The sequence below is a fragment of the Pseudomonas sp. A125 genome (assembly GCF_055409485.1).
In genome coordinates this window covers 1-19,345 of record NZ_JBUZVP010000047.1, presented here as the reverse complement: position 1 = coordinate 19,345, position 19,345 = coordinate 1, and the positions used below count along the sequence as shown (strand labels likewise).

The following is a 19,345-nucleotide window of genomic DNA, read 5'->3' as shown; positions in this document are numbered from 1 at the left end:
AATCATGTTCAATGACATCAGTCGCCTCGGTAAATACCTCGGTCAGGCCGCACGCCTGATGGTCGGCATGCCCGACTACGACACCTACGTCGAGCATATGCAAACCAAACACCCGGACAAGCCGATGATGGACTACAAGGCGTTCTTCCGGGAACGCCAGGAAGCCCGTTACGGCGGCAAGGGTGGGCCCAAGTGCTGTTGAAACACCGTACTTGAACCCAACACCACGACTGTAGGAGCCCGGCTTGCCGGCGATAGCGATCTTCACACCGCCATCGCCGGCAAGCCGGGCTCCTACAGTTCTTTTAGCGCATGGGAGATCGTTGTTTTGTTAACCCCCATCCCCGTCACCATCCTCAGCGGCTTCCTCGGCGCTGGCAAAACCACCTTGTTGCGCCACCTGCTCAAGGCCGAGCACGGCTTGAAAATCGCCGTGATCGAAAACGAATTCAGCGACGCCGGTATCGACACCCAACTGCTGGGCAGCGAGCCGGTGCAAGTCATGACCCTGTCCAATGGCTGCGTGTGCTGCACCATCCACACCGACCTGACCAAGGCCCTGTACCTGCTGCTCGAGCGCCTGGACAGCGGCGAGATTGCCTTCGACCGCCTGGTGATCGAGTGCACCGGCCTGGCCGACCCGGCACCCGTAGCCCAGACCTTCTTTATCGATGAAGAACTGCGCGAGCGCTACATTCTCGACGGCATCATTACGTTGGTGGACGCGGCCCACGCCGAGCACCACCTGACCCAGACCATCGCCCAGGCACAGATCGGTTTTGCCGACCGCCTGCTGGTGAGCAAGCGCGACCTGGTGGACGACGCCAGCTTCGACGCTCTTAGCGAGCGCCTGACCCGTATCAACCGCCGCGCACCGATTCGTGTGGTGGAGCACGGCAAGATCGACCTCGCAGAGCTTTTGGATGTGCGCGGCTTCAACCTCAACGCCGGCATGAGCCTGCGCCCGGTGAGCCAGGCGCCGTCCATCGACCGTATCTCGAGCCTGGTGCTGCGCACCGACCAGCCGCTGGATATCGACAAGCTCAGTGAGTTCATGAACGAGCTGTTGGAAGACCACGGCAAGCAATTGCTGCGTTACAAAGGCGTGTTGAACATCGCAGGCGAAGACCGGCGCATGGTGTTCCAGGGCGTGCTGAAGCTCTACGGGTTCGATTGGGACACCGATTGGGCCGAGGGTGAGGCGCGTGAAAGTGTGATTGTGTTTATTGCCGACGAGTTGCCGGAAGACAAAATCCGCGAAGGCTTTGCCCGGGTCCACCAAACCCTGACTTGAAATGCACTCAATATGTGGGAGCTGGCAAGCCAGCTCCCCCATTTGACCTTATTTCAATTTGAAATCGGCCATAAAAAAGCCCGGCTCAAGAGCCGGGCTTTTCATTCAAGCAACTGCAATCAAGCGCCGTATACCGGCAGCTTCTTGCAGATAGCCTTGACCTTCTCACGAACAGAATCAATCACTGCTTCGTTGGAAAGGTCAGCCAGGATGTCGCAGATCCAGCCAGCCAGTTCCTTGCACTCTGCTTCCTTGAAGCCACGAGTGGTCACAGCCGGGGTGCCGAAGCGCAGGCCGGAGGTGACGAACGGCGAACGTGGGTCGTTCGGTACCGAGTTCTTGTTCACGGTGATGAAGGCTTTGCCCAGAGCGGCGTCAGCATCTTTACCGGAGATGTCTTGCTTGATCAGCGACAGCAGGAACAGGTGGTTCTCAGTACCGCCGGACACCACATCAAAACCACGCTCGATGAACACGCCTGCCATGGCCTTGGCGTTTTTCACCACTTGCTGCTGGTAGGTCTTGAACTCAGGCTGCAGGGCTTCCTTGAAGCAGATCGCTTTAGCAGCGATTACGTGCTCCAGCGGGCCACCCTGGCCGCCTGGGAATACGGCAGAGTTGAGCTTCTTCTCGATCTCGGCGTTGGCGCGCGCCAGGATCAGGCCACCACGTGGACCGCGCAGGGTCTTGTGGGTAGTGGTGGTCACCACGTCAGCGAATGGCACCGGGTTCGGGTAGACGCCAGCGGCAACCAGACCGGCCACGTGGGCCATGTCGACGAACAGGTAGGCGCCCACCTTGTCAGCGATTGCGCGAAAGCGTGGGAAATCCAGGATCTGCGAGTAGGCAGAGAAACCGGCCACGATCATTTTTGGCTTGTGCTCAACGGCCAGGCGCTCGACTTCGTCGTAGTCGATCAGACCATTGCCGTCGATGCCGTACTGAACCGCGTTGTACAACTTGCCGGAGGAGGAAACGCTGGCACCGTGGGTCAGGTGACCGCCGTGGGCCAGGCTCATGCCCAGGATGGTGTCGCCGGCTTGCAGCAGGGCCAGGTACACGGCGCTGTTGGCTTGGGAGCCGGCGTGTGGCTGGACGTTGGCGTAATCGGCGCCGAACAGTTCCTTGGCGCGGTCGATGGCCAGTTGCTCAACGATGTCGACGAACTCGCAACCGCCGTAGTAGCGCTTGCCCGGGTAGCCTTCGGCGTACTTGTTGGTCAGAACCGAACCTTGAGCCTCCATAACCGCTGGGCTGGTGTAGTTTTCCGAAGCGATCAGCTCAATGTGCTCTTCCTGGCGCACGGCTTCTTGCTCCATGGCGGCAAAGAGATCGGCGTCGTACTTGGCAATGGTCAAATCACGGCTGAACATGGCGGTCCTCAAGGATCGGGGGCAGAAAAGAAGCGCATTCTAACCCAATGGGTTTTAGATGGCATATGAAAGGACATCATGTCGCGGACAAGCGGGGCTCACTTAGCCCCGTAGCAGCTGTCGAGCGCCAGCGAGGCTGCGTCGGCAGCGACTCGGTCCAGTGCCGGGCGATGGCTCGGCGGTGCGGCTTACGCAGCCTCGCTGACGCTCGACAGCTGCTACGGGGGGTTAATCAAACATGAACAGCGCATCATTGCTGAACTGCGCCTCAAACCGGTTCGCCGGCATCGGCCGCCCGAACAGGTAACCCTGCACCTCATCGCAACCATGCTCGCGCAGGAAGTCCAACTGCTCATGGGTTTCCACGCCCTCGGCGATCACCGCCAGGTTCAGGCTGTGGGCCATGGCGATAATCGCGCGGGCGATCTGTGCGTCCTGTTCACCCGAAGGCAGGCCGTCGACAAAGGTGCGGTCGATCTTCAGCACGTCGATGGGGAATTGCTTGAGGTAGTTCAGCGATGAATAACCGGTGCCGAAGTCGTCTACCGCAATGCTCAGGCCGAGGTTTTTCAAGCTGGCGAGGATCTGCATCGCTTCGTTGACCTCGCGCATCAGGATACTTTCGGTCAGCTCCAACTCCAGGCACGCCGGCGGCAGGCCGGTGTCCTTGAGGATGGTGGCGATGCGCTCGCCCAGTTGCCCGTCGGAGAATTGTCGGGCCGAGATATTCACCGAGACCTTGGGCACCCGCACCTTGTTCTGGTGCCAGGTCTTGAGCTGGCGGCAGGCTTCGCTGATCACCCAGTCGCCCACGTCCACCACCAGCCCGAGTTCCTCCAGCACCGGGATGAAGTCCCCCGGCGGCACCAGCCCGCGGCGCGGATGGCGCCAGCGCAGCAAAGCTTCGGCGCCGGTCAGACGTTTGCCGTCGCCGCTGAACTGCGGTTGGTAATACAGCACGAATTCGTTCTGTTCCAGGGCGTGGCGCAAGTCGCTTTCCAGTTCCAGGCGTTCCAGGGCGCTGGCGTTCATGTCGGCCTGGTAGAACTGGAAGTTGTTCTTGCCGCGCTCCTTGGCGTGGTACATCGCCGTGTCGGCGTTCTTCATCAACTGGCTCAACTCGTTGCCATCCTGCGGGCTCAACGCGATGCCGATACTGGCGGTGACGAAGAACTCTCGGCCTTCCAGCACAAACGGCTTCACCAGGCTCGCCAGAATCTGCTCGGCCACACTGATCGCCCGGTTCAACGCCATTTCGCGGCTGGCCCGTGGTTGCAGGAGCAAGGTGAACTCGTCGCCGCCCATGCGCGCCACGGTGTCGTCTTCGGCCACGCAGCCCAGCAGGCGGGTGGCCATTTCCTTGAGCATGCGGTCGCCGGCGGCGTGGCCCAGCGAATCGTTGATCGGTTTGAAGCGGTCGAGGTCGAGGAACATCAGCACCACCCACGACTTCTGCCGTTCTGCCGACTGCAACGCGGTGTGCAGGCGGTCCTGGAACAGCGTGCGGTTGGGCAGGTGGGTCAGGGCGTCGTAGTAGGCCAGGCGGTGGATGCGCTGCTCGCTGGCCTTGCGCTCGCTGATGTCGCTGAAGAAACACACGTAGCTGGCCAGGTCGCCTTCGTCATCGAACACGGCGGTAATCCCGACCCAGGCCGGGTAATGCTCGCCGTTACGGCGCTTGAGCCACACTTCGCCCTCCCAGGTGCTGTGCTGGTGCAATTGCTTGAGTACGTAGCGCAGGTGGGCTTCCTGCTGTTCGTCGACGGTGAGCATGTTCGGCAACTGGTCAAGCACGTCTGCCACCGCATAACCGCTGACCCGGCTGAATGCTTCGTTGGCCTGCACGATATAGCCGGCCGGGTCGGTGATCAGGATCGCCGAGGTGGAGTGTTCAAAGACCGTGGCGGCCATGCGCAGGTCTTTTTCCGCACGGCGTTGCTGGCTGATATCACGGCCCACGCCGAGGATGCCTTCGAACGCGCCGTGTTCGTCCCACACCAACACCAGGCGCAGTTCGATCGGGATCTTGCGCCCATCGGCCCGCAGGCAATCGAACAGGAACAGCTGGGTCTGCACATCGTTGCGCAAGGCGGCCAGGGATTCGGGTTGGTCCAGGGCGCGGCTGACTTGCTCCACCAGGCTGTAGATACCGCTCAATTGTTGGGGGTTGGCGATAGTCGACTGCCAGCCGTTTTCGAAGATCCAGTCGACGTCATAGCCCAGCACGGCGTTCACCGACGGGCTGACATAGTTGAGGGCAAGCTTGCTGTCGGTGGAAAAGATCACGTCGCTGATGCTTTCTGCCAGCATGCGGTAGCGCTGTTCGCTGTCGCGCAGGGATTCGCTGGCCTCGATCTGGTCGGTGATGTCCTTGGCCACGCCGATGATGCGCGTGACCTGGTCGGTCTTGTCCCGGGCCAGGGCCTGTTCGCGGATGTCGAAGCGCCGCCATTGGTTGTTGCGATGGCGAAAGCGCAACTGGCACTGAAGCTGGCTCAAGTAGCCGGCCTGGCGCTGTTGCAGGCGCAGGTCGTGGTAGCGTTCGGCGTCTTCGGGGTGCAGCAGGATTTCCCAGAAGTATTCGCCCATCTGCTGCAGCTCGGGCTTGTTGTAGCCCAGGGTATGGCCCAGGTGATGGTTGCTGAAGATCATCCGTTGGCTGATCACATCCTGCACATACAGGTGATCGGGCACGGTACGCACCACGTCCGACCAGAAACCCTCGCGCTCCACCAGCGACAACTCGATCAGCTTGCGGCTGGTGATGTCGCTGATGCTCAGGATCACGGCCTTGAAGTCGTCCTGTTGTTCCGGCAGGCGCATCACCAGCCACAGGTATTGGTCATTACCGTGAAGATCGCTGAGTTGGATTTCCAGTTCCAGTTGCTTCTGTTGGGTCAGCACCGCGTCGATCACCTGGTTGCCGATGGCGGTAGGGCTCGACGGGCAAGCGTCGATCAGGCGCTCCCAGGCTTGTTCGCAAGAGGCCACATTCAACAGGCGTACTGCCACCTGGTTGACCTCGGTAATGCGCAGTTCCTTAAGCAGTTGCTGGCGCTGTTCCGGGTTGGCCAGCAGCAACTGTTGCAGTTGCTCGCGGGTCTGCAATTGGGACTTACCGAAGAACGCACGCAGGCCGGACAGGTCAAGCACGCACAGCGCCACGCCGGTGCCTTCGAAAATATCCTGGTAGCGGCGGCGCCCCTCGTGCACCTGGCGCTGGCGACGGCGCATGTTCAGCAGCACGATTACCGGGATCAGCGAGAACGCCAGGCCCAGCAGGCATTTGCCGATAAAGGCCGGCAGCAGTTGTTCCAGCACCGCGGCGCGGTCGAACAGGCCGCGCAGTTGCCAGTCACTCTTGCTCAGGGGCGTGACCAATACACTTTTGTTCAATTCATCCGGGGTCAGCGCCGAAGCCCACTGGGCCGGCATGCCCGTGTCACGGCTGACCACCCGGTGGTTGAGGCGGTTTTCAATGACCCACATCGGGCGCTGGCCCTGGCCGTCCTGGCGGGTCAGGTTCGCCAGGTAATTGGGTGCCAGGCGCAAGGCCCAGTACATTTTGGCGCCGCCGCTGGGCTGATGCAGCAGCAGGTAGATAACGGTGCCGTCGTTATTGTTGCTCAAGTAGTAGGACTGGGCATGGCTGCGCTTGACCAGCTCTTCGAGCCAGGCGCTGTCCTGGCTGTCGTTGGCGCTGTCGCTGATCATCGCGCCGCTGGGGGCGAGCAGGGCGACACTGCGCAGTTCCGGCAGGGAACGTTGCAGCGTGCGCATCAGGATTTGTTGCTGTTCGGTGTCCCGCGGCGGCTCGACGATCGGTAGCAGGTTCAGCGCAATCTGCGCACTGAGGGCCATGTTAAGGCTGATCTGCTCGGCCAGGTCGGCACTGTAGTCGATGGTGTATTGCTGCTGGTTTTTCTGGTTTTGCTGTAACTGGTCCAGCAGTTGCCAGAACAATAACGCGAGCAGCAGCAGGACCAGCGTCGCCAGTGCGCCCTTGAGGGTTCCGTGCAGGGGCGCTCCCGGCGCTATATGAGCGGCTCGCAGGGGAGTTGGCTTTGTTACGTTGGACAAACTGTGATCCTGCGGTTTGGCTGGACTGGCGCGACGTGCACTATAAGCCGGACGCCCGAAGGGCGGCTAGCATGCCTTGTGTTGTGGCAAAGTGCCAGCCCTGCCTGGCTGGACTGCCCACCTGCATTGAGGTAGCTTTGCCGGTTACGCGAGGGCGTTCCAGCCCCAGACAATCAGGCATCTACCGTACGCAGGCATTGATCGTTATCAAAGGCCCGCGCGGCGCATGGCCTGGCACGGGCTTCGCCCGCTTAATTCATCAGTCACTGACGCTAGGTTCACCATGGCTCAATACGTTTTCACCATGCATCGGCTGGGAAAAGTTGTTCCGCCGAAGCGGGAAATTCTGAAAAACATTTCTCTGTCCTTCTTCCCGGGCGCCAAGATCGGCGTGCTCGGCCTCAACGGTTCGGGTAAATCCACGCTGTTGAAAATCATGGCCGGCGTCGACACCGAGTTCGACGGCGAAGCCCGCCCGATGCCCGACCTGAACATTGGCTACCTGCCACAAGAGCCGATCCTGGACCCAACCAAGACCGTGCGTGAAGTGGTCGAAGAAGCGGTCAGCGTAATCAAGAACGCCCAGGCCCGCCTGGACGAGGTTTACGCGGCTTACGCTGAAGAAGATGCCGACTTCGACAAACTGGCAGCAGAACAGGCCAAGCTTGAAGCCATCCTGCAAGCCAGCGACGGCCACAACCTGGACCGCCAACTGGAAGTCGCCGCCGATGCGCTGCGCCTGCCGGCGTGGGATGCCAAGATTGAACACCTGTCTGGTGGTGAAAAGCGTCGCGTGGCCCTGTGCCGCCTGCTGCTGTCGGCTCCCGACATGCTGCTGCTCGACGAACCCACCAACCACCTGGACGCCGATTCCGTCGCCTGGCTGGAGCACTTCCTCCACGACTTCCCGGGCACCGTGGTTGCGATCACGCACGACCGCTACTTCCTGGACAACGTTGCCGGCTGGATTCTGGAACTCGACCGTGGCGCGGGTATCCCTTACGAGGGCAACTACTCCGGTTGGCTGGAAGCCAAGTCCGACCGTCTGGCGGCCGAATCCAAGCAGCAGTCGGCCCATGAAAAGGCCATGAAAGACGAACTGGAATGGGTGCGTAAAGGCGCCAAGGCGCGTCAGTCCAAATCCAAGGCGCGTCTGCAACGCTTCGAGGAAATGCAGTCCCAGGAATTCCAGAAGCGTTCCGAGACCAACGAAATCTACATCCCGGCCGGTCCGCGCCTGGGTGACAAGGTCATCGAGTTCAAGAACGTCTCCAAGGGCTACGGCGACCGCGTGTTGATCGACAACCTGTCGTTCTCCATGCCTAAAGGCGCCATCGTTGGCGTGATCGGCGGTAACGGCGCGGGTAAATCCACCCTGTTCCGCATGCTGATGGGCAAGGAACAACCGGATTCGGGCAGCATCGAAGTCGGCGAAACCGTGCAACTGGCTTGCGTGGACCAGAGCCGCGACGACCTCGACGGCAGCAAGACCGTGTTCCAGCAGATTTCCGACGGCTCCGACCAGATCCGTATCGGCAACTATGAAATCCCGTCGCGCACCTATGTTGGCCGTTTCAACTTCAAGGGCGGCGATCAGCAGAAGTTCGTCAAGGACCTGTCCGGTGGTGAGCGCGGTCGCTTGCACCTGGCCCTGACTTTGAAGGAAGGCGGCAACGTGTTGCTGCTCGACGAACCGTCAAACGACCTCGACGTTGAAACCCTGCGTTCACTGGAAGAAGCCCTGCTGGACTTCCCGGGCGCCGCCATTGTGATCTCTCACGATCGGTGGTTCCTTGACCGCGTGGCCACTCACATCCTGGCGTACGAAGACGACTCCCAGGCGGTGTTCTTCGAAGGCAACTACACCGAATATGAAGCCGATCGCAAGAAACGCCTCGGCGAAGCCGCTGCCCAGCCGCATCGTGTACGGCACAAGAAACTGGCCTGATTCAGGTTGGTGGTTTGAAAAAGCGGAGCCCTTTGTGGCTCCGCTTTTTTTTGCATTTTTTCAGCTGGACCGAGGTGGATTCATCGCAGGCAAGCCAGCTCCCACAGTTGAAATGCATTCCAAATGTGGGAGCTGGCTTGCCTGCGATAGCGGGTTAATTGTTGGTGCAAGGCCTGGATTGAAATCCTCATTGAGGTGCAAAAACCGCCTGTATTTATATCCAATGCACCATTTAAATTCACAAAAGCGACATTTCGCCCTGTCGCGGTGCGACATGAATTGATAAAGTCCGGGACAAATCTCCTTTAACGACAATAAATTTGCCGAGACTTTTCATGATTGAATCCGTTGAATCCTTCCTTGCCCGTCTCAAGAAACGCGACCCTGACCAGCCTGAATTCCACCAGGCCGTGGAAGAAGTCCTGCGCAGTTTGTGGCCATTTCTTGAAGCCAATCCCCACTACCTGACCTCGGGCATCCTGGAGCGCATCTGCGAGCCGGAGCGTGCGATTGTGTTCCGGGTGTCGTGGGAAGATGACCAAGGCAAGGTACGGGTGAACCGCGGGTTCCGGATCCAGATGAACAGCGCCATCGGCCCGTACAAGGGCGGCCTGCGTTTCCACCCGTCGGTAAACCTGGGCGTGCTGAAATTCCTCGCGTTCGAACAAACCTTCAAGAACTCCCTGACTTCGTTGCCCATGGGCGGCGGCAAGGGCGGCTCTGACTTCGATCCCAAGGGCAAGAGCGACGCCGAGGTGATGCGGTTCTGCCAGGCGTTCATGAGCGAGTTGTATCGCCATATCGGCTCGGACGTGGATGTGCCCGCCGGTGATATCGGCGTGGGCGCCCGGGAGATCGGCTTCCTGTTTGGCCAGTACAAGCGCCTGAGCAACCAGTTCACTTCGGTGCTGACCGGCAAGGGCATGAGCTACGGCGGCAGCCTGATCCGCCCGCAAGCTACCGGTTTTGGCTGTGTGTACTTCGCTGAAGAAATGCTCAAGCGAAATGGCGAGCGGGTCGAAGGCAAGCGCGTGGCCATCTCCGGCTCCGGCAACGTCGCCCAATACGCGGCGCGCAAGGTCATGGACCTGGGCGGCAAAGTGATTTCCCTGTCCGACTCCGAAGGCACCCTGTACTGCGAAAGCGGTTTGACCGAAGAACAATGGTCGGCGCTGCTTGAGCTGAAAAACGTGCAGCGCGGGCGCATCAGCGAACTGGCGTCGCGTTTTGGCCTGGAATTTCGCGCCGGCAAAGCGCCTTGGGAACTGGCGTGTGACATCGCGCTGCCCTGTGCGACCCAGAACGAACTGGACGCCGAAGCAGCGCGCACCCTATTGCGCAATGGCTGCGTGTGCGTGGCCGAAGGCGCCAACATGCCCACCACCCTTGAGGCTGTGGATATCTTTATCGAGGCCGGCATCCTGTTCGCGCCGGGCAAGGCGTCCAATGCGGGCGGCGTGGCGGTAAGCGGGCTGGAGATGTCGCAGAACGCCATGCGCCTGCTGTGGACCGCCGGTGAAGTGGACAGCAAGCTGCACAGCATCATGCAGTCGATCCACCATGCGTGCGTGCATTACGGCGAAGAGAACGGCCGGGTCAACTACGTGAAGGGCGCGAACATCGCAGGCTTTGTGAAAGTCGCGGACGCGATGCTGGCCCAAGGCATCGTCTAAACCTCGGGCTCGATGCGCAGGATTTCGATCAACTGGTCACCGACGGGGCGCTTCCACAGCACCTCGTCACCCACCTGCGCACCCAGCAGCGCCCGGCCCAGCGGCGAACCCCAGTTGATCAGGCCCACCGCGGCATCGGCCTGGTCTTCGCCGACCAACTGAATGCGCTGCTCTTCGTCCTGTTCATTGGCGAAGGTCACCCAACTGCCGATCTGCACCTTGTCGGTGGAGGTCGCCGGGGCCACGACTTGCGCGCTTTGCAGGCGTTGGTTGAAGTAACGCAAATCCCGCTCAACGTCGGCCTGGCGCTGTTTATCGGCCTGCTCGCCCTTGGCAGACTCTTCGCCGTGCTCGCTCTGCAATTGCGCCACCTTGGCCTGCAATTGTGCAAGCCCGCGGGCGGTAAGGTGATTGGGTTGCGCACTCACCTGGCGTTCCACCGGCTGGCTGGCCTGGGCGGCGGCGCTGTCTTCATTGACGAAAGCTCGACTCATGACGTTCTCCTGCTATGGAGTTTGGGCCATGGTTGCAGAGGTTAAGTTTCGCCGGATGTCTGAAAACGACCTATGGCGAGCGATAGGCCCGAGCGGCGTCGCGATCTTTTTCCTGTTGCCAGGCGCGTTCGCGGTCGTCCCAATGGCGGTTCTTGTAGTCATTGAGGTCTTCGTTCTCGCGCATGGCTTTGCACTGGCGAAAGCCGTCATCCCAGCCTTCGGCGTAGGTGCGGTCTTTCAGGTAGCGGGGAACGTTCTTGCGAAATTCCCCGGTAATCACCCCGGCGGCCTGGCGGCCGCTGCTGCAACCGTCGTCGTAGCCGTCGGCGAAGGCGGGTGGGTAACCCTTGGCCAGCAAATCTTCGTGGGTTGATTGGCAACCCGACAGCAAGGCCAACAGGCCCAACATTACTGCGTACCGCCACATCGCTTGCTCCCTGGCCGGTAAACGGCTGATGGGGGAAGTCTAGAAGGCGATTCGTTGGGGAGCGGTGAAAGGGACGTGAGAAAGGCGTTGAGTTAAAGGGTTGATGCAAGACAGGCAAGGCAGTGGTAGACGACCTCACTCAATCGATGACACCCGTCGCCTAGAGACAAGCCCTTATTCCTATGGTGAGCGGCCTTGCTGTGGTGAGCGGGCTTGCCCCGCGCTGGGCTGCGCAGCAGCCCTCACCACATTACTCCGACGGGCCCACAAAAGTGTTCGACCTCTACCCGCCAGCCTTCAATCGTAGTACCCCACAGTTTTCTTCAAGTGGTCTGAGTACTCGTAAATCTCGTCAATCGAGGATATTGCATGTCGGGTTTCATTTTTCTCCTCGTCAAAAATCCCAATGTATTTTTGACTGCGGTTGAAGTGAAGGCGACAAATCGGCTTGCGATTATTGTCGTCCAGCAATATCCCAAAATAGCTCTGTGTATCCCGCTGTACGATTCGTTTAGCATCCACAACAGAACGTACGACAGCCCTTACTATGTGATATCCCTCAAGTTCTTCCAGAGTAGTGAGTATTTTATCTTCTGACTCCTCACGCTCTGTAATTTCGGTGTTAGCGGCGAGAGAAGTGGGCAATGAGGCTAGAGCCGGCTGAATGGACCCACTCATGGCTGACTTAAGTCGATCATTGATCTGGTCGTTGAGAAACTGGCTTAACGCCTTTCGAGTCAACTCAAAAAACTGCTCTCGGACTTTCTGTGTAATCACTCCTTCGTACACCCGAGAAGCGAAGACCTTGACGAAGTCATCGTCCGGCTTGCTGATCTGCGCGGCGATAACTTTTTTGATTTGGCTGACGTATTTCAGCTCGCCGGCGGCGTTGATAATCGAATCTACATCGAATGCAGACTTCGTCAGCTTGATCAGTTCCGGTACTGAATATTCATCAATGTCCAGTAAGTCCAGCTCTAAAAAAGGCTTTTCATCCATTTTGTTGGGAGCGTCCAGATCAGTGAAAAATCGATAGACCTGACCGTTGGTAAGAATCGATATCCTCGCGCTTGTGACGTGGAAATAGCGAAACAATTGCGAAGCGTGGTTGATGCTCAGTGACTCACCAATTTTTTTGCATTCTATGAGTATCTGGACTTCGCCATTTTTCATAATGGCGTAATCAATTTTTTCACCTTTTTTCGTCCCGATATCGCAGACAAATTCCGGCGTTACTTCTTGAGGGTCAAATACGTCGTAGCCCAACACCGTATTTATAAACGGCATTACAAAAGCGTTTTTTGTGGCTTCTTCCGTTTGGATGGCGGGTCCTTGCAGGCGAACCTTAGCCGCCAAGTTGGTGAGCTTTTCAAAGAATTCCATATAAGCCTCTTATCTATTCAGATCCGTGTATAGAGATGGTGGCAATTTGATTGCCATCCGATACTAGACATTAATTCTGATAAAGAGAATGTAATAAAGCCGATTCGCGTCGGATGAAAAAAGCAAAAAAACCGTATGATTTTTCGCGCTTATTTATCAATGACTTGAGAGGGGCGGGAAAATTTCTGAGCCGAGATTGAATTCGTAGGCGGCTTGCTACTTCAAGGCGGCGCTGAACTTGTGGCGAGAGAGCTTGCTCCCGTTGGGGCGCGAAGCGGCCCCTTGTTCAGGCTACTGAGATATTTCAGATAGGGTGAGGTGTCTGGCTGTGGGGCCGCTGCGCAGCCCAGCGGGAGCAAGCTCCCTCACCACAAGGGTTATGGCGCGGTTGAGTTAAGTGCGAGGGCCGTGTGTTCGGCCAGTTCTTGCTGGATGAACGCTGCAATCATCGCCCTATAAACTTGCTCTGTGACGTCAGCGTTACCGCCAACGGTGTGAGCGAGATCGCGAACCTTGGCAATCACCTACTCAACCCGCTGAGGCGCTTTAATCCCGTCACTGTCTTTTTTGAACCGCGCAGCCTGGGAGACAAAGCCGCCCCGTTCGGCCAATAGGGTGACGATCTGTCGATCGAGACGGTCGATGTTTTCCCGGACCTGTTCAAGGCTGATGCAGTTGACGGCCATGTCTGTTGAAGCTCCTGACGGATTAATAGTGATACCACTTCACCTCCAGCATCACCTCGTTCACCGGTGTCGCCAGGTGGCTGTATTCACGCTGGGCACTCAATCTCAGCCCCAGGTTGCGCGACAATTCCCACTGTTGATTCAGGCTGATACTGCGCCGCACTTCGCCATTGGTGAAGAAATCACCCTTGGCTTCCAGGCTCAGGTTGCCCAGCGGGTTGCGCCACAGCACACCCGTATTGAACCCGGCCGCCGGGGAGATCGCTTCGCCAAAGTCGCTGTTGTGTTCCACGCGCACAGTGCCGAGGGCGAAGCCGAGCATGTCGTCGCGCAGTTGCCAGGTGCCGCCGGCGCCGCCGTTGACGTGGCTGACCAGCGTTTCATCGTCATGCTTGCCCGGTACGCGCTCAAGGCCGCCGGTGACTTGCCAGGACCAAGGCTGCAGCAGTTCGTTGCGCGGGGTCAGTGAGCGAATCGTCGCCAGGTCCAGTTGCTGCAACTGCCAGTGATTGCCTTCGTACTGGCGCAGTTTCATTTGCAGGATTTCGATCTGTGCGCCCAGGGGGAAGCCTTCGGCGTTGTCATTCAGGTCGTGGTAGGCCATGCGCAGGCCGTATTCGCCGAAGGCCTTGTCGCCGCGGGTGCCGATGCCGGCTTGCCAGGTGCGGGATTCGTGGCCGTCTTCGGGCAGCCCAGGGCGTTCGATGTTCAGGTCGGGCGCCGGGTTCTGGTTGATTGCCCGCAGCAGTTCGAAGCTGCGCTGCGAACGTTCGGTGTCGCGCTCCAAACCGTTGGCGCGGTAGCGGCCGAGGCGGTAGGCGGCGTCGATGATCAGGGCCTGGCGCTCTTTGGCGATGGTCTTGAAGGCCGGGTCTTGCAGTTGTTTCTGGTCGTCGCTGATCTTCAGCACCCATTGCTGCTCGTCGCGGTCCAGCGGCTTGGCACGTTCCAGCAGTTCGCGCTCACGGGATGGGCGATAGTCGATTTTCTCCACCAGGCCGGCTTCTTTAACGGCTTTGACCGTGTCGGTGGGGATGGCGGTCAGCGGGAACTGTTCGGTCAGCCGCAGGCTTGGGCGGGCCACTTGCAGCAGTTCCAGCAGGCGATAGGAGCAGTTTTCGTCGAAGAAGAAGTAGTCGAACTGGATCTGCTTGAGCTCCCACACGTGCTCGACCATGCGCTCGGTCTCGACCTGGGTCAGGTTCAGGCGGTATTCCCACAGGTCGCGGTTTTCCAGGCTACGGTATTCCGAGAGTTTTTCCTGGTAGGGCACCAGGGCAAACAAGCCCGGATAGCCGCCCATCAGGCCCTTCCAGGCGTAGAGGATGCTGTTGTCCGAGCCTTCGATGTAGGCGCCGAAGTTGATCGCGTAGCTGAGCAGGGCGGTGTTGTTGCTCTGCACGTCAGCCTGGTCGATGCGCAGCAGGGTGTGGCCGAACATTGACGACGGACTGTTGAGGTAGGCCGCCGGGAAGATCATCACCGCGCTGTGGGGGGCGACGTCCTTGAACCATTGCTTGAATTCCTTGCATTCCAGCGCCGGCAGGTCAGTCAGGTGCAACTGGTCCTTGAGCCAGCGGGTGCGTGCCGGGTAAACGCATTGGGTGTGTTTTTCGCCGAGGCTGGCCGGGGCATACAGTGCCTCTACGGTGGCCTTCAGTTCCTGGTCCGGATGGTGGGCGCCATCGGGTGCGAGGAAGAATTTCTTGTCGCTGACATAACTGCGCCAGCCTTCGAACTTGCCGGACTCGTAATGCCCCAGCGAAAGCCAGAACGGGTCGTTGGCCAGTTGCTGCAAACGTTGATCATCAAGGTGCGGCGCCGCATACAGCGGGGCGCAGGCGAAGAGTGCCAGGTAGGCAAGGCGTTTGAGCATGTGGGCAACTTAAGTCGAGATAAAAAAGACCCAAAGGGGAGGCAGGTCCAAAAATAATAAAACCCGTGCCTCGAAAGGCACGGGTGGGTCGAGCTTAAGCCTGGGTAGCGTATTTCGCCAGACGGGTGTCGCTTTTCAGTACAGCCAGGGTGTTGTTATGCACGTCATCAGCGGTTACGTCAGCCTTGCTGAAGATTTGCTGGAAGTGCTCGTGAGTCACAGCGGCAAAGTGCTCGCGGTCTTCAGGAGCAACGCCCAGTACCACGGCGTAGGTGGTCAGCGCTTCGCCGTTACCCTTGGCCATGTCTTCGGACAGCTCGTTCATCATGCCATTCATGGCAATCCACGATTTGCCGCCGTAGGTCAGTGCGCTGTTGGTGTTACAGCCGTTGGTGCCCGAGGTCATGCCGAAGGTGGCGTTACCCGAGGTGCCGTTGGTGGTGGAAGCCAGGAAGTGAGCGGGCGTGCCGCGTTGGCCTTCGAACAACATGTTGCCCCAACCGCAGTTCGGGCCACCTGGCGCTTCAGCCATTGCATTGAGGGAGACGACGGTGAAGAGAGTACCGAGAAGGATCCGTTTCATAGCTTTGTTCTCTTTGTGTGCAAACCAATGGACAAGGGTTCAGGCGCTTCGAAGCGCCCTAGGGGCCGGTTATTAGTCCAACCCGCGCAGTTTGGAGTTTAGGCACGATCCAAGGGTTCCGTGACTTTTTGTGAAACAAGCCATAAATACGGGGTTTTTTTACGGCCTCGATCCCAGGGCTATGCTTTCCCTAAGCCGTGCCTTGCCAGCCAGCCATACCCGGCGCCAGAATGCCGACATCTGCCCCGCCTGATGTAAGGAAGCCCGATGCCTGATCCTGTTGCTGCCAGCTTGCGTCTAGCGCCCGAAGCGCTGACTCGTCCTTTTTCCGCTGAACAGTTCAGCTTCTCGACCACCAATGATTTGGAGCCCTTTCGCGGTGTGCTTGGCCAGGAACGTGCGGTCGAAGCCTTGCAGTTCGGTGTGGCCATGCCACGCCCCGGTTACAACGTATTTGTGATGGGCGAGCCTGGTACCGGGCGCTTTTCGTTCGTCAAACGCTACCTCAAGGCCGAAGGCAAGCGCCTGCAGACCCCGGCCGATTGGGTCTATGTCAATAATTTCGATGAGCCTCGCGAACCCCGGGCGCTGGAACTGCCTGCGGGCGGTGCTGCCGCGTTCATCAGCGATATCAACGGCCTGATCGACAACCTGGTCGCGACCTTCCCGGCCGTGTTTGAACACCCGACGTATCAACAGCGCAAAAGCGCCATCGACCGTGCCTTCAACCAGCGCTACGACCGCGCCCTGGACGTAATCGAGCGCCTGGCCCTGGAAAAGGACGTGGCGCTGTACCGTGACAGCACCAACATCGCGTTTACCCCGATGCTCGACGGCAAGGCGCTGGATGAGGCCGAGTTCTCGCAGTTGCCGGAAGCCGATCGCGAGCGTTTCCACACCGATATTTCCGAGCTTGAAGAACGCCTCAACGAAGAACTCGCCAGCCTGCCCCAGTGGAAGCGCGAGTCCAATAACCAGATGCGCCAGTTCAACGAAGAAACCATCACGCTGGCCTTGCAGCCATTGTTGTCGCCGCTTTCGGAAAAGTATGCGGAGAACGGGGCGGTCTGCGGCTACTTGCAGGCGATGCAGGTGTACCTGCTGAAAACCGTGGTCGAGCAGTTGGTGGACGACGCGAAAACCGACGCCCAGGCCCGCAAGTTGCTGGAAGAACAGTACTGCCCGAGCCTGGTGGTAGGTCATCCGGTCAACGGTGGTGCGCCGGTGGTGTTCGAGCCGCATCCGACCTACGACAACCTGTTCGGCCGTATTGAATACAGCACCGACCAGGGTGCGCTCTACACCACTTACCGCCAGTTGCGCCCGGGTGCGCTGCACCGTGCCAATGGCGGCTTCCTGATCCTGGAAGCCGAGAAAATGCTCAGTGAGCCGTTTGTGTGGGATGCCCTCAAGCGTGCCCTGCAATCGCGCAAGCTGAAGATGGAGTCACCGTTGGGCGAACTGGGCCGCCTGGCCACCGTGACCCTCAACCCGCAAGTGATCCCGTTGCAGCTCAAGGTCATCATCATTGGCTCCCGCCAGCTGTACTACGCGCTGCAAGACGCCGATCCGGACTTTCAGGAGATGTTCCGGGTGTTGGTCGACTTTGACGAAGACATCCCGATGGTGGATGAAAGCCTGGAGCAGTTCGCCCAGCTGCTGAAAACCCGCACCTCGGAAGAGGGCATGGCGCCGTTGACCTCGGATGCGGTTGCCCGCCTGGCCACTTACAGCGCGCGTCTGGCGGAGAACCAGGGACGCTTGTCGGCGCGTATTGGTGATTTGTTCCAGTTGGTCAGCGAAGCGGATTTCATTCGTCACCTGGCGGGTGATGAGCGCACGGATGCCGGGCACATCGAGCGCGCGCTCAAGGCCAAGGCCACGCGCACCGGGCGGGTGTCGGCGCGGATTCTCGACGACATGCTCGCCGGGGTGATCCTGATCGACACGGCCGGTGCGGCAGTGGGCAAGTGCAACGGGCTGACGGTGCTGGAGGTCGGTGACTCGGCGTTCGGTGTGCCGGCGCGGATCTCTGCCTCGGTGTACCCGGGTGGCAGCGGCATCGTCGATATCGAGCGTGAAGTAAACCTCGGCCAGCCGATCCACTCCAAGGGCGTGATGATCCTTACCGGTTACCTGGGCAGCCGTTATGCCCAGGAATTCCCGCTGGCGATCTCGGCGAGTATCGCCCTGGAGCAGTCCTACGGTTATGTCGACGGCGACAGCGCATCCCTGGGCGAGGCGTGCACGTTGATCTCGGCCCTGTCGAAGACGCCGCTCAAGCAATGCTTTGCTATCACCGGCTCGATCAACCAGTTTGGTGAAGTGCAGGCAGTGGGCGGGGTCAACGAGAAGATCGAAGGCTTCTTCCGTCTTTGCGAAGCTCGCGGGCTGACCGGCGAGCAGGGGGCGATCATTCCCCAGGCCAACGTCGCGACGCTGATGCTCGATGAGAAGGTGTTGCAGGCCGTGCGGCAGGGGCAGTTCCATGTGTACGCCGTGCGCCAGGCCGACGAGGCCTTGAGCCTGCTGGTGGGCGAGCCGGCCGGTTCGCCGGACGAGGAGGGGCAATTCCCGGAAGGCAGCGTCAATGCGCGGGTGGTCGAGCGTCTGCGGGCGATTGCCGAGATGATCAGTGAAGATGATCTGAAGGAAGCCGAGAAGGAACTGGCACTGGAAGCGCTGGCTGAGGCCAAGCCGGTGTAATCAATGCCGAAGGGGCCGGCGATCCGGCTCCTTCGGCATATTTTTGACGCCACCTGGAAGGCAGTCGTCCGTTGGTCCCCCCGCCTTGGTTTGTACCGGGTTTCTTCTATTCTCAGCTCAAGGGATATCCACAGGAGTCGCTGGATAGAGACAGTCTTGCCCTGCGAGGCTGAACACCGGATCTACCGAGGGTCGCCGCCATGTCGCGCAACCTCTGCCTTACCCGCCAGTGCCTGGGCCTGGTCACCCGTATCGAATGTTCCATTCGCCCTCTTGCGGGGGATACCGGGATGTGGACCTTGTTGTTTGCCGCCGGAATGACCGGTGAGCAGCCTTCCACCATCAAGTCCCAAGGCCCGTTCCATGGACCTTTCGTGGCACAAACCATTCTCGATTCGATTGTTGATAGCCTGACTCTGCACGGTTACGAGCTGGCAGACGACCCGCAGATCTGGTGCGTGCACCTGCAAGCGCACTTGCGACAGCTCAACGGTGGGCGGCAAACGGCGCTAAACGATATCCGCTGACCGCACACCCCGTAGCAGCTGTCGAGCGCCAGCGAGGCTGCGTCGGCCGCACCGCCGACATCGTGTCTGACTCCGAGCCCCGTTCGTACCCGACGCAGCCTCGCTGGCGCTCGACAGCTGCTACGGGGACGGGGAGTTGTGTTCTATGGCTCGGGGGCAGGGGCTGCCTCGGGTTTGTCCAGCTTCACCTCAAACTCATACTGCACCGTGTTTGCGACAGCTCAATGGCGGGCGGCAAACGGCGCTGAGTGATATCCGCTGACCGCACACCCCGTAGCAGCTGTCGAGCGCCAGC

General features: G+C 59.6%; 13 protein-coding genes and 1 pseudogene. 6 read left to right on the top strand and 8 right to left on the bottom strand.

What is annotated here, in order from left to right:
* Positions 1–4: 4 nt before the first annotated feature.
* Complete coding sequence (locus tag ACZRN6_RS34510) at positions 5–202, top strand: YbdD/YjiX family protein (RefSeq protein WP_003176208.1); 198 nt, start codon at positions 5–7, stop codon at positions 200–202.
* Between the two features lie 126 nt (positions 203–328).
* Positions 329–1,294 (top strand): GTPase, encoded by a 966-nt coding sequence (yjiA, locus tag ACZRN6_RS34505; RefSeq protein WP_464009893.1) that lies wholly within the window; start codon positions 329–331, stop codon positions 1,292–1,294.
* 119 nt (positions 1,295–1,413) lie between these two features.
* Here yjiA and glyA read toward each other — a convergent pair whose 3' ends face one another.
* Both glyA and ACZRN6_RS34495 read right to left on the bottom strand, forming a co-directional pair.
* Positions 1,414–2,667: a serine hydroxymethyltransferase gene (glyA, locus tag ACZRN6_RS34500; RefSeq protein WP_322147623.1), complete on the bottom strand. Its 1,254-nt coding sequence runs from the start codon at positions 2,665–2,667 to the stop codon at positions 1,414–1,416.
* Between the two features lie 228 nt (positions 2,668–2,895).
* Complete coding sequence (locus tag ACZRN6_RS34495; RefSeq protein WP_322147621.1) at positions 2,896–6,747, bottom strand: bifunctional diguanylate cyclase/phosphodiesterase; 3,852 nt, start codon at positions 6,745–6,747, stop codon at positions 2,896–2,898.
* Positions 6,748–7,030: 283 nt separating this feature from the next.
* Here ACZRN6_RS34495 and ettA point away from each other — a divergent pair, with 283 nt between their 5' ends.
* The gene (gene ettA, locus ACZRN6_RS34490; protein ID WP_322147620.1) at positions 7,031–8,695 is read left to right on the top strand and encodes an energy-dependent translational throttle protein EttA; all 1,665 of its coding nucleotides are present in this window, start codon (positions 7,031–7,033) and stop codon (positions 8,693–8,695) included.
* Positions 8,696–9,030: 335 nt separating this feature from the next.
* On the top strand, positions 9,031–10,368 hold the full coding sequence (gdhA, locus tag ACZRN6_RS34485; RefSeq protein ID WP_464009892.1) for an NADP-specific glutamate dehydrogenase: 1,338 nt from the start codon (positions 9,031–9,033) through the stop codon (positions 10,366–10,368).
* Here the strand turns inward: gdhA and ACZRN6_RS34480 are convergent.
* The 6 genes and pseudogenes from ACZRN6_RS34480 to ACZRN6_RS34455 all read right to left on the bottom strand — a co-directional run bounded on the left by ACZRN6_RS34480 (position 10,365) and on the right by ACZRN6_RS34455 (position 15,817).
* A complete protein-coding gene (locus tag ACZRN6_RS34480; RefSeq protein ID WP_464009891.1) occupies positions 10,365–10,862 on the bottom strand; it encodes a GreA/GreB family elongation factor in 498 nt (165 codons plus the stop codon). The two genes, gdhA and ACZRN6_RS34480, sit on opposite strands and share 4 nt — an antisense overlap.
* 70 nt (positions 10,863–10,932) lie before the next feature.
* Positions 10,933–11,289 (bottom strand): hypothetical protein, encoded by a 357-nt coding sequence (locus ACZRN6_RS34475; protein WP_322147617.1) that lies wholly within the window; start codon positions 11,287–11,289, stop codon positions 10,933–10,935.
* Between the two features lie 297 nt (positions 11,290–11,586).
* Positions 11,587–12,672 (bottom strand): type I restriction endonuclease, encoded by a 1,086-nt coding sequence (locus ACZRN6_RS34470; protein WP_322147615.1) that lies wholly within the window; start codon positions 12,670–12,672, stop codon positions 11,587–11,589.
* A gap of 377 nt (positions 12,673–13,049) precedes the next feature.
* Positions 13,050–13,358 (bottom strand): annotated as a pseudogene (locus ACZRN6_RS34465) (chorismate mutase).
* Between the two features lie 22 nt (positions 13,359–13,380).
* Positions 13,381–15,234, bottom strand: a complete 1,854-nt coding sequence (locus tag ACZRN6_RS34460; protein ID WP_464009890.1) for an Lnb N-terminal periplasmic domain-containing protein — start codon at positions 15,232–15,234, stop codon at positions 13,381–13,383.
* A 94-nt stretch (positions 15,235–15,328) separates the two neighbouring features.
* Positions 15,329–15,817: a DUF3015 domain-containing protein gene (locus ACZRN6_RS34455; protein ID WP_094952935.1), complete on the bottom strand. Its 489-nt coding sequence runs from the start codon at positions 15,815–15,817 to the stop codon at positions 15,329–15,331.
* A gap of 267 nt (positions 15,818–16,084) precedes the next feature.
* Here ACZRN6_RS34455 and ACZRN6_RS34450 point away from each other — a divergent pair, with 267 nt between their 5' ends.
* Positions 16,085–18,523 carry a Lon protease family protein gene (locus tag ACZRN6_RS34450; RefSeq protein WP_322147612.1) on the top strand — a complete coding sequence of 813 codons (2,439 nt, stop codon included), beginning with the start codon at positions 16,085–16,087 and terminating at the stop codon, positions 18,521–18,523.
* Positions 18,524–18,723: 200 nt separating this feature from the next.
* Positions 18,724–19,050, top strand: a complete 327-nt coding sequence (locus tag ACZRN6_RS34445) for a PA4575 family protein (protein ID WP_322147611.1) — start codon at positions 18,724–18,726, stop codon at positions 19,048–19,050.
* Positions 19,051–19,345: the final 295 nt, after the last annotated feature.

What these genes read in the sequence shown, in the direction of transcription:
- ACZRN6_RS34510 (WP_003176208.1), top strand. Translation starts at nt 5, where the DNA reads ATGTTCAATGACATCAGTCGCCTCGGTAAATACCTCGGTCAGGCCGCA.
- glyA (WP_322147623.1), bottom strand. Translation starts at nt 2,667, where the DNA reads ATGTTCAGCCGTGATTTGACCATTGCCAAGTACGACGCCGATCTCTTT.
- ettA (WP_322147620.1), top strand. Translation starts at nt 7,031, where the DNA reads ATGGCTCAATACGTTTTCACCATGCATCGGCTGGGAAAAGTTGTTCCG.
- gdhA (WP_464009892.1), top strand. Translation starts at nt 9,031, where the DNA reads ATGATTGAATCCGTTGAATCCTTCCTTGCCCGTCTCAAGAAACGCGAC.
- ACZRN6_RS34480 (WP_464009891.1), bottom strand. Translation starts at nt 10,862, where the DNA reads ATGAGTCGAGCTTTCGTCAATGAAGACAGCGCCGCCGCCCAGGCCAGC.
- ACZRN6_RS34475 (WP_322147617.1), bottom strand. Translation starts at nt 11,289, where the DNA reads ATGTGGCGGTACGCAGTAATGTTGGGCCTGTTGGCCTTGCTGTCGGGT.
- ACZRN6_RS34470 (WP_322147615.1), bottom strand. Translation starts at nt 12,672, where the DNA reads ATGGAATTCTTTGAAAAGCTCACCAACTTGGCGGCTAAGGTTCGCCTG.
- ACZRN6_RS34460 (WP_464009890.1), bottom strand. Translation starts at nt 15,234, where the DNA reads ATGCTCAAACGCCTTGCCTACCTGGCACTCTTCGCCTGCGCCCCGCTG.
- ACZRN6_RS34455 (WP_094952935.1), bottom strand. Translation starts at nt 15,817, where the DNA reads ATGAAACGGATCCTTCTCGGTACTCTCTTCACCGTCGTCTCCCTCAAT.
- ACZRN6_RS34450 (WP_322147612.1), top strand. Translation starts at nt 16,085, where the DNA reads ATGCCTGATCCTGTTGCTGCCAGCTTGCGTCTAGCGCCCGAAGCGCTG.
- ACZRN6_RS34445 (WP_322147611.1), top strand. Translation starts at nt 18,724, where the DNA reads ATGTCGCGCAACCTCTGCCTTACCCGCCAGTGCCTGGGCCTGGTCACC.